The organism is Aureimonas glaciei (genome assembly GCF_014643375.1).
Classification (GTDB): domain Bacteria; phylum Pseudomonadota; class Alphaproteobacteria; order Rhizobiales; family Rhizobiaceae; genus Plantimonas; species Plantimonas glaciei.
On the sequence record NZ_BMJJ01000004.1, the window covers coordinates 157244 to 172156 of the forward strand.

Below are 14913 nucleotides of genomic sequence, written 5' to 3' on the forward strand. Positions count from 1 at the left end.
CCCCTACCAGACTGGTTGGAGCCGGCTGGTGTCCGGCAGCGCGTTGGATTTCGGGCGGACGAGGTAGAGCCTGGAGAAGGCGAGGGCCGCCGACGCGCCGAGGCCGACGCGGCGCAGCCGCGTCCCGAGCTTCTGGTCTTTGGGAAGGGCCGAAGCCTTGTCGTTGATGCGGCGGAGCCGTTCGAGGCCGGCGCGGAATTTCGGATGCTCGATGTCGAGAACGAGCGGAAAGACCTGGCGGGTGATCTCGTTGGTGAGGTGGAAGACCTTGTAGTCGTAGTCGGTCGGGTCGATGCCGAGCGCTTTGTGAAATTCCGGCCGCGCATGGTCGCGGACATACATGGTGGCGTAGACGGCGACGAGGAAGAACCGCACCCAGAGCCGGTTCAGCCCTTTCAGATAGTCCGGATTGGCGCGCATCAGCAGCGCGAAGGCCTCGCCGTGGCGGAACTCGTCGTTGCACCACTTCTCGAACCATTTGAAGATCGGGTGGAAGCGGCGGTCAGGGTGCCGTTCGAGCTGCCGGAAGATCGTGATGTAGCGGGAATAGCCGATCTTTTCCGAGAGATAGGTGGCGTAGAAGATGAATTTCGGCCGGAAGTAGGTGTACTTCTTCGCCTTGGTCAGGAAGCCGAGATTGACGCCGATGCCGAACTCCTTCAGCGCGTCGTTGATGAAGCCGGCGTGCCGCGCCTCGTCGCGGCTCATATAGGAGAAGAGGCGCACGATCTCGGGATTGGTGCCGCGCTTTTTCATCTCCTTGTAGAGCACGCAGCCGGAGAATTCGGCGGTGAGCGAGGAGACGAGAAAGTCGGTGAACTCGTCGCGCAGCCCCGGGGGCAGACCCTCGAAGTCGATGTGGTCCCAGCGCTCGTCCTGCTTGAAGTGGCCGCGGTTGGGGTCGGATTCCATCTCGGCGAGGAGCTCGTCCCATTCCCGCTGCACGCCGGAGACGTCCATCTTGTCGAGGGCGTCGAAATCGGTGGTGTAGAAGCGCGGCGACAGCAGGGTGCTTTCGCGCGCCATGCCGTCGGTGTCGCGGGCGCGCAGCGACATTGTGTCGATGGTCATAGCCGTTCTCCCGATGAGAAGCTGAATTCCAGGAGTTCCATGAATTCGAAATCGCCGGTCATCTTCACCCAGAGCCGCTCCGGCGCGCTGGCCTTGGTGACGGTCGCCGTGCGGTGCAGGAGGCGCGTTTCGCCATAGGGCACGACGATCGGCTCGCCATGCACATGCACCTCGTCGCCCGGCTCCACGGCAATGCCCTCGAGATCGACATGGGCGTGCAGGCTCTCCCAAGTGTTCTCGATCTCGATCGTGCAGGGAACCTCGATGCGGCGTCGCCCGAGGTCCGACAGTCCGAGTTTCACCGTCATCGCGTCGCCCTCCCATGGTCGAGGATCGCCCGGAAGGCGCCGACATTGGCGGGCCCGAAGGCGTTGAGATGCATGGTCCGCCCGGTCAGCCTGTCCTGCAGGAACACGGTGCCGTCGGTCATTTCGGCGAGATGGAAGGGCGTGGCGTCGGACAGGCCCCGCTGCATCCGCTCCCGGGCGTAGCTGCGCATGGTCACGCGCACGAAGCCGCCGCCGCCCGGCGCGATGATCTGGATGTCCTGGCCGGTGGTCGCGTCGACGACCATGACGCTGCCGTCCGGCAGATCGCGGAAGGCGAGGTCGAGGGAGCGGCTGACGGCGGTGGGGTCGATCGTCACGACCGTCGGCGGGTGCCGGCCGAAGAAGGCCAGCGCGAGGGCGACGGCGATCATGCCGCCGCAGGCCAGCGCCGGCTTGGCATGCGGGTCTTTCGTTCGGGTTGTTCCCGCCTGTCGCGGCGGGGTGTCGAGCGCCTGGCTCATCCGTGCGCCTCCCCGAACGGACTCGCCCGGCCGGCCGGCACCGACGCCGGCGGCGCGGCGATGGAGCCGCGCCGGGGCGCGCGGACGGGCGCCGTGCCCATCCCCGCCCTCAGGGTCTCGGCGAGCAGCCGGGCCACTGCATCGACGTGGGGGATGCAGCGCAGCATGGGCTGGGGGCGGTTGACGTGCCAGGGGCGTGCGTTGGGCCACAGGACCAGGAAGGCGACGCGGTTGGGCGGCGTCACGGCCAGCGCGATGCTGCCGACGGAGCCGCGGGCCCGCGTCACCTCGGCGCTTTCCACGAGCGCCAGAGGCAGGTTGAACGTCACCGGCAGAGCCAGCCCCGAGCGGATGACGATGCGCCGGCTGGTCAGCGTGTAGATCGTGCCGCGGGCGTAGAGGAAAGCCAGGCTGCAGAGGATGGCGACGGAAGCGCCGGCCGCGGCGAGGATCCAGCCGCTGGAAAACAGCTGCTCCGTCAGCGTCGTCTCGCCGGCCGTGGCGATGCGCCAGAGAAGGACGAGGCCGAAATAGACCGCGACCTTGCGGACGTGAAAGGCCGAGAGCGCCAGGGACCGCCAGTCCGAATTGCCCTGCCAGAGCAGCGTCTCGCCCGGCGGCAGGTGGTCTGGCAGGCCGGGGATCGGCTCGAAGGCGAAATCGTCGTGGTCCTCCATCACAGCTGCGCCTCCGTCCGGCCGGCGGTGGCGTAGAGATGGCCGCCGGTGAAGTAGGCGCTGGCCTTGTCCTCCTCGAGCAGCGTCACGCTGTCGGCGCTCTTGGTGCGCGGCGCCTGGGCGAAGTGCGCGGCGAGGACCGACTTCACCTTGACGTCGTCCCGCCCGACCTTTGCCAGCGTCATCGGCACCAGCAGCGCGCCGACGCCGAGCCCGGAATTGACTTCGAGATAGCGTACGACGTGTTCGGCGCGGTCGACCCAGATGTCGGTGACGGTGCCGGCCAGCCGGCCGTCGGCGGCGATCACCGGGAGCCCGCGCGGGTCGGGATCGCCGGACGCGACGGAATAATGCGGCTCGACCCGCGACGGAACGATCCGGGGACGGCCGTCCCAGGTGATATCAGGCCGGTCGGCCCGTTCCGCCCAGGCCGCCGGCCCGACGCCGTCGACGAGGGGATTTCCGGTCGGCGTCATCGGTGCGCCCGGCCATTTCGCGACACGGCGGGCGGCGATCGGGCGGGTGTCGCGCTGGCCATCGGGAGCCTGGCGGGTCGAGCCGTCGCGCAGCCGAAAGATCTTTGGCTTCGGCATCAAGAGATAGTGGTTCGTCCGGAAACGTCCGCCGGGATCGGTCTCGAGCGGATAGCCCTCGCGCCGGTCCTCCTTGCGCAGCCAGAAGATGAGCCCGAAGAAGAAGGCCCAGAAGGCGTAGAGGGTGACCTGCGCGACGTCGAGATAGCTGGTCAGATAGTTGCTTTCCATGTCCGTCTCCCTTTGGGGCCCTATCCGGGAAGGCTGGCGAGGCCGAAATGGCGCCCCTCGCCGGGCGCGCGGATGTAGCGGGCGAGCGGCCCGATCGCCGCCAGCGCGGCGAGCAGCAGGCCGATCTCAATGGCGTAGACGATGCCGTAGGCCATCTCCTGCTGCCCGAGCGCGGTGCCGGTGAAGAGGCCGCGCTGCGACAGGGCGACGACGAGGTCGCGGATGGCGCCGCCGCCGGCGATGGCAAGGCCCATCGCGCTCGCCTGCACTGCGCCCCAGGCGCCCAGCGCAAGGCCCGTGTCGCTGCCGTCGGCGAGGTCCATGGCGCAGGTCAGCATGCCGACGGAAAACAGGCCGCCGCCGAAGCCGATCAGCGTCGCGCCCAGCCGAAACAGCGCGACCGATTCGAGCGGCCCGGAGAAGATCACGAAGGCAAAGGCCGGCAGTCCGGCGAGGACGCCGAAGGCGGCAAGCTTTGCGGGATCGACGCCGGCCGTCAGCGCGCGGGCCGCGAGCGCCAGACCTCCGAGGGTTCCGGCGGCCAGCATCGCGGTCAGAAGCGTCGTCGCGCCGACGCCGAGGTTGAGGATCTGCCCGCCATAGGGCTCGAGGAGCACGTCCTGCATGGCGAAGCCGGCCGTGCCGAGCGCGACGGCGAGGAGCGTGCGGCGGTTGCGCGCCGGGGCGGCGAAGGCGGCCATCGCCTGCCGGAAGGGCGGGCGCGGAAGCGCGGGATCGGTGCGGCGCGGACTGCGGCTTTCCTGCTTCCACAAGGCGACGAGGTTCAGCGCCATGGTGATCACGGCGGCGCCCTGGACCACCTGAATCAGCTTCAGATGGGTGAAGTCGGCAAGGACCGCGGAAAAGGCCAGCGCGCTGATCAGCATGCCGACGAGCAGCATGAAATAGAGCAGCGCCACGACGCGCGGCCGCGTCTCCTCCGGCGCCAGATCGCAGGCGAGCGCCAGCCCGGCCGTCTGCACGGTGTGCATGCCGGCGCCCACGAGGAGGAAGGCCAAAGCCGCGCCGATCTCGCCGGCATAGGGCGCCTGCACCGCGCCTTCCCCGGTCAGCACCAGCAGCGCGAAGGGCATGACGGCGAAGCCGCCGAACTGCAGCAGCGTGCCCATCCAGATGTAGGGCACCCGGCGCCAGCCGAGATAGGAGCGGTGGTGGTCCGAGCGGTGCCCGATGAGGGCCCGGACCGGGGCGAAGACGATCGGCAGCGCCACCATGAAGGCGACGACCGAGGCGGGGACGCCGAGTTCGACGATCATCACCCGGTTCAGCGTGCCGGTGAGCAGCACCATGGCCATGCCGACGGAGACCTGGAACAGCGACAGGCGGACGAGGCGCGACAGCGGCAGGCCTTCGCTCGCCGCATCGGCGAAGGGCAGGAAACGCGTCCCCACCTTCGTCCAGGCCTTGGCCAGTCTGGCGCCTCCGATGCTCATGGCCGGCAGAGCTCCTGACACTGCGAGGTGTAGAAGCCGTGCGCGACGCGGGCCGTGCGCCCTGCCGTCCAGCCGGCCGCTGCGGGGTTGGTGGCAAATCGGCCGAGCAAATTTTGTGGCGTCGTCGGGACGATCCGCGGCGAACGGTTGGCGCGGGGAAGCAGCTTGCCCATGGCGTGCATGACGGTGAGCGCCGGAGTGCGCGGCGCGTGGGTGAAAACGATGCGGCGCTCGGTGCGCGCCGCGAGGGTGGCAAGGGCGGCCGCCGCGTCGGCGGCGCTGTAGTGGATCAGCGAATCCATCGCCGTCACCGCGTCGAAGCGGCCGTGGCCCGCGTCCAGCATGTCGCCGGCGCGAAAGGTGATGCGGCCGGGGCCGAGATCGGCCGGCACGGTTTCCGTCGCAAAGCGGATGATTTCCGGCGCGATGTCGACGCCGAGGACGTCGGCGCCGCGCCGGGCGAGTTCCACCGCGAGAGCCCCGGTGCCGCAGCCGGCGTCGAGAATGCGCCAGCCCCGGAGATCCCCGGGCAGGCAGGCCAGCATTTCCGCCCGCATCAAGGCGCGGCCGGCACGCACGCTGGCGCGGATGCGCCCGAGCGGCGCCTCGCTGGCAAAGCGCTTCCAGGCCTCGACGGCGGTTTCGTCGAAATAGGTGCGGATCTCGCCGCGGCGGCGCTGGTAGGTGGTCCCGTCCATCAGTCGAACCCCAGAAAATCGAAGATTTCGCGATCCTTCATCGGCACGGCGTCGAGCGGATCGGTGCCGGCCCACAGCGTTTCGGCGAGCTGCATGTATTCGGCGCAGACGGCGAGCACCTCGGGCGACTCCTCCATCTCGAACAGCACCGCCTTCTTCAGCCGCGAACGCCGGACGGCGTCGACATCGCCGAAATGGGCGAGGCGCTTCAGTCCGATGGCGTCGTTGAAGCGGTCGATCTGGTCGGTCTCGCGCGAGCGGTTGGCGATGACGCCGGCGAGGCGGACATTGTAGTTCTTCGCCTTCGCCTTGATCGCGGCGACGATGCGGTTCATCGCGAAGATCGAGTCGAAGTCGTTGGCGGCCACCACCAGTGCCCGCTCGGCATGCTGCAGGGGCGAAGCGAAGCCGCCGCAGACGACGTCGCCGAGGACGTCGAAGATGACGACGTCGGTGTCTTCCAGGAGATGGTGCTCCTTCAGGAGCTTCACCGTCTGGCCGACGACATAGCCGCCGCAGCCGGTGCCGGCCGGCGGCCCGCCCGCCTCGATGCAGCGCACGCCGTTGTAGCCCTCGAAGACGAAATCCTCGGCCCTGAGCTCCTCGGTGTGGAAGTCGACGCCTTCCAGAATGTCGATGACGGTGGGGATCAGCGACTTGGTGAGGGTGAAGGTCGAATCGTGCTTGGGGTCGCAGCCGATCTGCAGGACGCGCTTGCCGAGCCTGGAAAAGGCGACCGAGAGGTTGGACGAGGTCGTCGACTTGCCGATGCCGCCCTTGCCATAGATGGCGAAGACCTTTGCCGTGCCGATCTCGACCTTGGGGTCCAGCATGACCTGGACGCTGCCCTCGCCGTCGAGCCGGGCGGCCTCGGCCCGCTCGGCATCCTTGGCGACCCTTGGATGGGTGAACACGTTCATGCGGCAGCCTCCACGGTGATGCCCTCGACACGGTCTTCGAGTTCGTCGCTGGCGGCGCGCAGGGCATCCAGCATGGCGGGGTCGGGGGTCCAGTAGTGGCGCTCGTGCGCCTCGATCAGCCGGTTCGCCATCTTGGCGGAGGCGGTCGGGTTCAGCGCGGCGAGGCGCTCGCGCATGGCGGGGTCGAGCAGGAAGGTCTCCGTCACCTGCCGGTAGACCCAGGGCTCCACCTCGCCGGTGGTCGCCGACCAGCCCATGGTGTTGCGCACATGCTCCTCGATCTGGCGCACGCCCTCGTAGCCGTGGCTCAGCATGCCCTCGTACCATTTGGGGTTGAGCATGCGGGTGCGCGTCTCGATCGCCACCTGCTCCGAGAGCGAGCGCACCACGCCTTCGCCGCGGGTCTGGTCGCCGATATAGACGGGCGCGGCGCGTCCGCGGGCGCGGGTGACGGCCCGGCTGATGCCGCCCAGCGTGTCGAAATAGTGGTCGATGCTGGTGACGCCGAGCTCGACGGAATCGAGGTTCTGGTAGGCGAGGTCGACGCCGGAGAGAATGTCCTGCAGGAGCGCGCCCTGCGCGGCCGGCTGGCCGGCGCGGCCGTAGGCAAAGCTCTTGCGGCGGCTGTAGGTCTCGGCGAGTTCGTCCTCCTCCTCCCAGCCGCTGTTCTCGATCAGGTGGTTGACGTTCGAGCCGTAGGCGCCCTCGGCATTGCCGAAGACGCGCAGTGCCGCCGTCTCGAGGTCGCAGCCGGTCGCGGCCTGGTGGGCGAGGGCGTGCTTGCGAATGAAGTTCTGGTCCTCCGGCTCGTCGGCCGACGCCGCCATGAAGGCCGCCTCGGCGAGAAGCTTGATCTGCAGGGGCAGGAGATCGCGAAAGATGCCGGACAACGTCGCGATGACGTCGATGCGCGGCCGGCCGAGTTCCTTGAGGGGAACGAGCGTCGTGCCGGCGAGGCGTCCGTAGCTGTCGAAGCGCGGCCGCGCGCCGATCAGCGCCAGCGCCTGGGCGATCGGGCCGCCCTCGCTCTTCAGATTGTCCGTGCCCCAGAGGACGATGGCGACCGTCTCCGGATAGGCGCCGGCATCGGCACGATGGCGGGCGACGAGCCGTTCCGCCTGGCGGGCGCCGTCGGCGACGGCGAAGGCGCTGGGGATGCGGAAGGGATCGAAGCCGTGCAGGTTGCGCCCGGTCGGCAGGATCGCCGGATTGCGCAGGACGTCGCCGCCCGGCGCCGGGCGGATGAAGCCGCCATCGAGGGCCTTGAGAATCGCCGCGATCTCGGTGTCCTCGGCGAGCAGCCTGTCAATGGCGGCAAGATCGGCGAGCGTCGCCCGCAGCGCGGCGTCGCTGGCAAGGCCCGCCTGCATCAGCGCCTCGGCCGGCTCGGCGCCGGCGACGATCGCCTCGGCGAGGCGGCGGTCGAGCCGGAGCGCGTGGCCGGAGTCGGCGATCGCCTGCAGCATGTCGGCGCGTTCGGCCGCGTCGGGCGCATGGCCGACGATGTGGAGCCCGTGCGGGATCAGCGTGTATTCCAGCTCGAGGATCTTTTCCGCCAGGCTCTGCACCCGCGCCTCGATCGCGTCCTCCCAGGCGGGCGCCACCTCGGCGAGATCGACGGCCGCCGCCTGCGCCTGCAGCAGCACCGCGAGGTCCGCGCGCTCCGACCCGGCGTTGGGGCCAAGGCCGCGCCAGCGTTCGATCGAGGCCTTGAGGTCGAGCAGGCCACGGTAGAGGCCGGCATGGGCGATCGGCGGCGTGAGGTAGCTGATCAGCGTCGCGGCCGAGCGGCGCTTGGCGATGGCGCCCTCGGAGGGATTGTTGGCGGCGTAGAGGTAGAGGTTCGGCAGGTCGCCGATCAGCCGGTCCGGCCAGTCGCGCGCCGACAGGCCGGACTGTTTTCCCGGCATGAGTTCGAGCGCGCCATGCGTGCCGAAATGCAGCACCGCGGCCGCGCCGAAATCCTCGCGGAGATAGCGGTAGAAGGCGGAGAAGGCGTGTGTCGGCGCAAAGCCCTTCTCGAACAAGAGCCGCATCGGGTCGCCCTCGTAGCCGAAGGCCGGCTGGATGCCGACAAAGACATTGCCGAACTCAGCGCCGAGGACGAAGATCGAGGAACCGTCGCTCTGCTGGCGCCCGGGCGCCGGCCCCCATTGCGCCTCGATCTCCTTCAGCCAGCGCTCGCGCCGGACATGAGTGTCGGCGGGGATGCGGGCATGGACATTGGCGTGCGCGCCAAAACACTCACGATTGCCCTCGATCAGCTGTTGTCGCAACGCGTCGACGGTCGCCGGGACGTCGACGCGGTAGCCCGCGCGCTTCATCGCGGTCAGGGTCGCGTGCAGCGAGGCGAAGACCGAGAGGAAGGCGGCGGTGCCAGAATTGCCGGCATTGGGCGGGAAGTTGAAGAGGACGATGGCGATCTTGCGCTCCGCCCGCGCCGTGCGCCGGAGCTGCACCAGACGGTCGATGCGGGCCGCCAGCATCTCCGCCCGCTCCGGGCAGGCGTGCATGTCGCGGCTCTGCGGGCCCGGGGCGAAGGTGCAGCCGCGCTCGCAGCCGGCGCAGGGTTTGCCGGCATGGTCGGAGCGGCCGCCGAAGACGATCGGGCCGGTGGCGCCGTCGAGCTCGGGGATCGCCACCATGATAGTCGATTCCACCGGCAGCAGGCCGCGATCCGAGGCGCCCCACTGTTCCAGCGTCTGCAGCTCGGCCGGGTGACCGGCGATGTAGGGCACGCCGAGCTTCGCCAGCATGTCCTCGGCGGCGCGGGAATCGTTGTAGGCGGGACCGCCGACGAGCGAGAAGCCGGTGAGCGAGACCAGGGCATCGACCGTGGCATGGCCGTCCCGCATGAAGAAGGCCTCGATCGCCGGGCGCGAGTCGAGCCCGCTGGCGAAGGCCGGGACGACGTTGATTCCCCGCGCCTCGAGCGCGCGGATGACGCCATCATAGTGCTCGGCATTGCCGGCCAGCATGTAGGACCTCAGGCCAAGCAGGCCGACGGTGCCGCGGCGGCCATGGGCCGGCAGGAGGGCGGCGCGTTCGGCGATGCGGCCCGGCATGTCCGGATGGTAGACGCCGACCTCGGGATAGGCGACGGGGGCCGCGGGCTTCAATGCGCCGCGCAGCGACCGCCGCTCGCCGTCGGCATAGCGGTCGACGAGGGCGCGGATCATGTTGGCGATGTTCTCGTCCGATCCCGCCAGCCAGTATTGCAGCGTCAGGAAATAGGCCCGCACGTCCTGCGCCGTGCCGGGGATGAAGCGCAGGATCTGCGGGATCCGCTTCAGCATCTTCATCTGCTGCGCGCCGACGCTGGCCTTGCGGTCCTTGCCGCTGCCGCGCAGGCGCTTCAGGAAGCCCAGCGCCCCGCCCTGGGGCGAGTCCATGCGGAAGCGGCCGAGACGGGTGAGCTTCATCACCGCGCCGTCCGACAGCATGCTGGCCATGGCGTCGCAGTGTTCCGCCCGGGCCTTCAGGTCGGGCAGGATGTCGGTGAAGTGGCTTTCCAGGAACAGCATGGCGCAGACGAGAATGTCGGCGCTAGCGATGTCCCGGCGGCAGTGGTCGAGGCGCTCGGCATCGCCGGCCCATTCGGTCGCCGCGTGCAGGACGATCGACAGGCCCGGCAGCTCGCGCTGAAGCAGGCGCGCCGCGCGCTCGGTGGCGCTGGCCAGATGCGTGTCCATCGTCACGATGACGACCCTGAGCGGCACGACCTGGCGTGGCGCTCCGGAAAGGGGCCCTCGCGAGGGGCCGGCGTCAGCGACTGAAATGGGCTTTGGCATCGTACAGCGTCTCGACGGTGATGTTGACCAGTCCCTGTTCGGCAGCGAATTTCTCGGTGTTGCGGCGCGCCTTGCCGCGCACGAGGAAGGGGATTTTTCTCAGCTCGCTTTCCGCCTCCTCCGCCCAGCGGAGCGACGCCTCGACCGGGGCGAGCGGGGGTGTCGCTTCCTCGGCGAGCGGCAGGGAGGGCGCCTTGGGCGCCGCGTTGCCCATGGCGGACTGCGGCAGGTGCGAGGGCTCGGCGGCGTCGTTGAACTCGAAATCGTCGCGGAACATCTGCAGGAGGTGCTCTTCCAGCCCCATCATCAGCGGGTGGACCCAGCTGTCGAAGATCACGTTCGCGCCTTCCGCACCCATCTGCGGCGAATAACGGGCTGGGAAATCCTGGACATGCGTCGGCGCCGAGATCACCGCGCAGGGGATGCGCAGCCGTTTGGCGACATGGCGCTCCATCTGGGTGCCGAGCACCAGTTCCGGCTGGGCCGCGACGATCGCGTCCTCGACGGCGAGGTGATCGTCCGAGATCAGCGCTTCGATGCCATGAAGGGCGGCGGCGGCGCGGACCTCGCGGGCGAATTCCCGGCTGTAGCTGCCGAGCCCGCAGACGGTGAAGCCGAGCTCGTCGGCGGCGATGCGGGCGGCGGCGATGGCATGCGTGGCATCGCCGAAGATGAAGACGCGCTTGCCGGTGAGGTAGGTCGAGTCGATCGAGCGCGAGTACCAGGGCAGGCGCGAACGCAATTCCTGGAGCGACTCGCTATCGAGCCCCGCGGCAGCCGCGACCGCCGCGACGAAGTCGCCGCATGCCAGCACTCCGATCGGCGGCACCGTGACGGAAGGCTGGCCATGGTGGCGCATCAGCCAGTCGGCCGCGGTGCCGGCGATCTCGGGATAGAGGACGATGTTGAAGGCGGCCTGCGGCAGTCGGGCGAGATCGGCGATGCCGGCGCCGAGCGGCGCCACGACATTGACGGTGATGCCGAGGCTCTCGACGAGTCTGCGCACCTCGACGGTGTCGTCGCGGTGGCGGAAACCCAGCGAGGTCGGGCCGAGGATGTTGCAGACGGGGGCCGGCGCGCGAGGCTCGGCCCGTCCGGCCGGCGCCGGCGCGAAGGTTCGCACCAGCCGGTAGAAGGTCTCGGCCGCGCCCCAGTTCTCCTTCTTCTGGTAGGACGGCAGTTCCAGCGTCACCACCGGGATGGCGAGGCCGAGGGCATCGGCGAGGCCGCCGGGATTGTCCTGGAGAAGCTCGGCGGTGCAGGAGGCGCCGACGAGCACGGCATCGGGCTGGAAACGGTCCACCGCCTCGCGGCAGGCGGTCTTGAAGATCTCCGCGGTATCGCTGCCGAGATCGCGCGCCTGGAAGGTGGTGTAGGTGACCGGCGGGCGGCTGGCGCGCCGCTCGATCATGGTGAACAGGAGATCGGCATAGGTGTCGCCCTGCGGCGCGTGCAGCACGAGATGGACGCCGCGCATCGAGGCGGCGATCCGCATCGCGCCGACATGGGGTGGTCCCTCATAGGTCCAGACCGTGAGCTGCATCAGATCCCCACCTTCAACCGTTCGGCCCGCTGCAAGGGGCGGGCGAAGAGTCCGGCGAGGTCGCCGGCCTGGTCGAACCCCTGGACGGGGGTGAAGACGAGCTCGATCGACCATTTCGTCGCCAGGCCCTCGGCCTCCAGCGGATTGGCGAGCCCCATGCCACAGACGGTGAGGTCGGGACGCTCGGCGCGGCAGCGGTCGAGCTGGCGGTCGACGTCCTGCCCCTCGCTGATCGGGATCGTGTCCGGCAGCAGCGCGAACTCCGGCGCCAGATGCGTGCGGTGCAGGAAGGGCGAGCCGATCTCGGCGATTTCGCAGCCGAGCTCGCGGTGCAGGAACCGCGCCATCGACGGCTCCAGCTGCGAGTCGGGAAAGAAGAACAGGCGCTTGCCTTCCAGCATCGGCCGGTAGCGGGCGACGGCGGTCCGGGCCCGGGCGCGGCCGGGATCGGTGACCGCGGCGAAACGCTCGCGGGTCACGCCGAAGGCGTCGGCGGCGGCGAGGAGCCAGGCGGTCGTGCCTTGCTCGCCGAGCGGGAAGGGGGCGGCGAGGAGCTGCGCGCCGCGGCCCTGCAGGGCCCGCGCCGTCTCCGCAAGATAGGGTTGCGCCAGGAGGAGCCGCGTTTGCGGACCGACGCTCGGCAGCGCGCCCGCGGACCGCGGCGGCAGGAAAGCGACCGGGCCGATCCCCAGCGCCTCGAAAATCCGCCGGAACTGGTCCTCGACGACGTCCGCAAGGCACCCCGCGACGATCAGCGAGGGCGGCGCGTCCTGCGCCTCGGCCGGCATCTGCGGGACGAGGGCGGCGAGGAACCGGTCCTCGCCCTCGGTGAAGGTCGTCTCGATACCGCTGCCGGAATAGGAGAGCATGCGAACGGCCGGCGCGTGGCGCGCGCCCAGCCGTTCCGCCGCCTTGCCCAGATCCAGCTTGATCACTTCCGACGGGCAGGAGCCGACGAGGACCAGCATCCGGATCTCCGGACGGCGGGCGAGCAGCCTTTCGACCACGCGGTCGAGTTCCTCGTGCAGGTCGGCCATGCCGGCCAGGTCCCGCTCGTCGATGACGGCGGTGGCAAAGCGCGGCTCGGCGAAGATCATGACGCCGGCGGCCGACTGCATCAGATGGGCGCAGGTGCGCGAGCCGACGATCAGGAAGAAGGCGTCCGGCATCTTGCGGTGCAGCCAGATGATCGAGGTCAGCCCGCAGAAGACCTCGCGCTGGCCGCGCTGGCGCAGCGGCTGCCGGGTGCCCGCGGGGTCCGGCGTGACCGGGACGGTCGCGGTCGAGCGCGGGAAGAGGGGCGCGTTCACCGCGAAGCCTCCAGCCCCGCCGGCGATCCGGCCAGGCGCTTCGGTTGCGGCGGCGCGGCGAGCCGCGCGGCGCGCAGCTTCAGGACGAACTGCGCAGCGTTGACGACGTAGCTGGCATAGGCGGCCAGCGCCAGAAGCATCAGACCGCGGTGATCGAGGAGGCCACCGAACAGGCAGGCGAGATAGGCCGTGTGCAGGGCCAGCACCAGCATGCTGACCATGTCCTCCCAGAAGAAGGGCCGGGCGAAGAGATACTGGCCGAACACCACCTTCTCCCAGATCGAGCCGGTGATCATGATGGTGTAGAGGACGAGCGTCTTGACCACGATCGAGGCATTGGCGGCGCCAAGCCCTTCGCCGGTCACGAGATAGCGCAGGATGAGGGCGAGGCTGATGGCGAAGACGAGAAACTGAAGCGGTGCGAGGATGCCCTGGACAAGCGTCCAGGGCGAGGAATCGCGGCGCTGCCGCTCTTCCGGCGTATAGAGCGACCCCGCTTTGGGAGCGCCGGGCCGGTCTGCCATTCTCGCCATCGTCCTCCCCCTTTCGCGCCCGCTGGCCGCTTCGCCATCACCGCGATCTAAATCCCGAAAAGGAAAAGTGTCAATCAAAGATGACGTCTATTGTTGTTTACAAATCACCGTCCCTGGCTTTACTCGCCGCTGGTGAAGTGGCAGCATGACCGTTGATTGTCGCGACCGGCGGATGCCGGCGTTTCGCGCAATGGTTGGACGCCAAGGTTGGACGCACGAGGGGAAGCGCCGCGCCCTGCACGGCAGGGCGAGGGCGACCGGATGGCCGTAGGAAGGCGGGAATCCGGAAGGGCGATGCCGCCGCGGTCGAGGCGGCGGGGAAGGGCAGACAGGATCGGCGGCAATGGGGAGGGCGCGCTCATGGTTTCAATCCGCAGCAGTCATGCCGGCCAAAGGGAGTCGGCTCCGACATCCCCGCCACCCCCCTGTTTCACCGACGGTCATTATCCCCGACGGGGCGACAGGGCCGCAGGGCCGCCAGGGGTGTGCGGGGAGGCCGGCTTTGCTCCCCCTGCCGCCCGGGCTGTTTCGGCGGTCGCGCCGACCGTCGCGGCCCCCAACGATGCGGCCCGCAGTGATGGGGAAAGCGCCGGCCGTCCGGGGCCGGACCGGCAGCCCACCCCGGCGCTCTCGGCCTTCGTCGAGGCGCTGCTCGACAGCCGGGTGGACCGATTTGCGGCCCTGGCTGCGACGGGGCTGGCCGAGGCCGGCGATCTCCATCGCTTCGAGGACGCCTATCTCGCCCCGGCAGCCAGGCTTCTGGGCGAGCTATGGCTCTCGGACGAGTGCGATTTCCTGGCGGTGACGATCGCCGTCGCGCGGCTGGAGCGGCTGTTCATGGGACTGGCGATGATGCAGCACGCGGTCGCCGTCCCGGCCGGTGCGCGCCGTGTCCTGCTCGCGCCCGCCCCCGGGAACCAGCACAGTTTCGGTCTCGCGCTGGTGGAGGAGCGGTTTCGCCACGCCGGCTGGGCCGTCGATTGCTGTGGTGCCGGCGACGGCCAAGAGATGCTGCGCCTCGTCGCCGCCAGCCCCTACGACGTCATCGGCCTGTCGGTCCATTCCGAGGCGCTCCTTCCCGATCTGACGGCGATGATCGCCAGGCTGCGCAAGACCTCGTCCAACCGCGCCGTCGTCATCCTGGGCGGCGGCAGCCTCGCTCTGGAGAATGCCCGCCTCCTCCTCGACGCCGGGTTCGATCGTCTTGCCGAGGATGCCGCATCCGCCGTGCGACAGGCAGAGGCGAGCGTCGTCGCGCGGATGGGGTCCCGGTATCGTGCAGCGGCGGAGTGACGAGGGTCTGTTCATCAACGAGGGCAAGCTGGTTTCCTGTGAGGTGGCACGTTCCTTCAACTCCCCCCG

The 14913-nt window shown here is 69.5% G+C and carries 13 protein-coding genes; 1 reads left to right on the forward strand and 12 read right to left on the reverse strand.

Going from position 1 to position 14913, the window contains the following annotated elements; genetic code table 11:
- Positions 1-3 precede the first annotated feature (3 nt).
- The 12 genes from acsF to bchF all read right to left on the reverse strand — a co-directional run bounded on the left by acsF (position 4) and on the right by bchF (position 13542).
- Entirely contained in the window at positions 4-1071 is a 1068-nt protein-coding gene (gene acsF, locus IEX88_RS10050) for a magnesium-protoporphyrin IX monomethyl ester (oxidative) cyclase (RefSeq protein WP_188850476.1), read from the reverse strand.
- On the reverse strand, positions 1068-1379 hold the full coding sequence (locus tag IEX88_RS10055; protein ID WP_188850477.1) for an O2-dependent cyclase accessory protein: 312 nt from the start codon (positions 1377-1379) through the stop codon (positions 1068-1070). The genes acsF and IEX88_RS10055 overlap by 4 nt, the downstream gene beginning before the upstream one ends.
- The gene (gene puhC, locus IEX88_RS10060) at positions 1376-1861 is read right to left on the reverse strand and encodes a photosynthetic complex assembly protein PuhC (protein ID WP_188850478.1); all 486 of its coding nucleotides are present in this window, start codon (positions 1859-1861) and stop codon (positions 1376-1378) included. Before puhC ends, IEX88_RS10055 begins: the two co-directional genes overlap by 4 nt.
- Positions 1858-2538 carry a photosynthetic complex putative assembly protein PuhB gene (gene puhB, locus IEX88_RS10065; protein ID WP_188850479.1) on the reverse strand — a complete coding sequence of 227 codons (681 nt, stop codon included), beginning with the start codon at positions 2536-2538 and terminating at the stop codon, positions 1858-1860. Before puhB ends, puhC begins: the two co-directional genes overlap by 4 nt.
- Complete coding sequence (gene puhA, locus IEX88_RS10070; RefSeq protein ID WP_188850480.1) at positions 2538-3302, reverse strand: photosynthetic reaction center subunit H; 765 nt, start codon at positions 3300-3302, stop codon at positions 2538-2540. Before puhA ends, puhB begins: the two co-directional genes overlap by 1 nt.
- A 20-nt stretch (positions 3303-3322) precedes the next feature.
- Entirely contained in the window at positions 3323-4756 is a 1434-nt protein-coding gene (locus IEX88_RS10075) for a BCD family MFS transporter (RefSeq protein WP_188850481.1), read from the reverse strand.
- The gene (bchM, locus tag IEX88_RS10080; RefSeq protein WP_188850482.1) at positions 4753-5454 is read right to left on the reverse strand and encodes a magnesium protoporphyrin IX methyltransferase; all 702 of its coding nucleotides are present in this window, start codon (positions 5452-5454) and stop codon (positions 4753-4755) included. Before bchM ends, IEX88_RS10075 begins: the two co-directional genes overlap by 4 nt.
- Positions 5454-6374, reverse strand: coding sequence for a ferredoxin:protochlorophyllide reductase (ATP-dependent) iron-sulfur ATP-binding protein (bchL, locus tag IEX88_RS10085; protein WP_188850483.1), 921 nt, complete (start codon positions 6372-6374; stop codon positions 5454-5456). Before bchL ends, bchM begins: the two co-directional genes overlap by 1 nt.
- A complete protein-coding gene (locus IEX88_RS10090; protein WP_188850484.1) occupies positions 6371-10165 on the reverse strand; it encodes a magnesium chelatase subunit H in 3795 nt (1264 codons plus the stop codon). The genes bchL and IEX88_RS10090 overlap by 4 nt, the downstream gene beginning before the upstream one ends.
- Positions 10140-11708, reverse strand: a complete 1569-nt coding sequence (bchB, locus tag IEX88_RS10095) for a ferredoxin:protochlorophyllide reductase (ATP-dependent) subunit B (protein WP_188850485.1) — start codon at positions 11706-11708, stop codon at positions 10140-10142. Before bchB ends, IEX88_RS10090 begins: the two co-directional genes overlap by 26 nt.
- Positions 11708-12943, reverse strand: coding sequence for a ferredoxin:protochlorophyllide reductase (ATP-dependent) subunit N (locus IEX88_RS10100; RefSeq protein ID WP_188850772.1), 1236 nt, complete (start codon positions 12941-12943; stop codon positions 11708-11710). The genes bchB and IEX88_RS10100 overlap by 1 nt, the downstream gene beginning before the upstream one ends.
- Before the next feature lie 71 nt (positions 12944-13014).
- Positions 13015-13542, reverse strand: coding sequence for a 2-vinyl bacteriochlorophyllide hydratase (bchF, locus tag IEX88_RS10105; RefSeq protein WP_188850486.1), 528 nt, complete (start codon positions 13540-13542; stop codon positions 13015-13017).
- Positions 13543-14034: 492 nt separating this feature from the next.
- Between bchF and IEX88_RS10110 the strand changes: the two genes are divergently transcribed.
- Complete coding sequence (locus tag IEX88_RS10110; protein ID WP_188850487.1) at positions 14035-14844, forward strand: cobalamin B12-binding domain-containing protein; 810 nt, start codon at positions 14035-14037, stop codon at positions 14842-14844.
- Positions 14845-14913 lie beyond the last annotated feature (69 nt).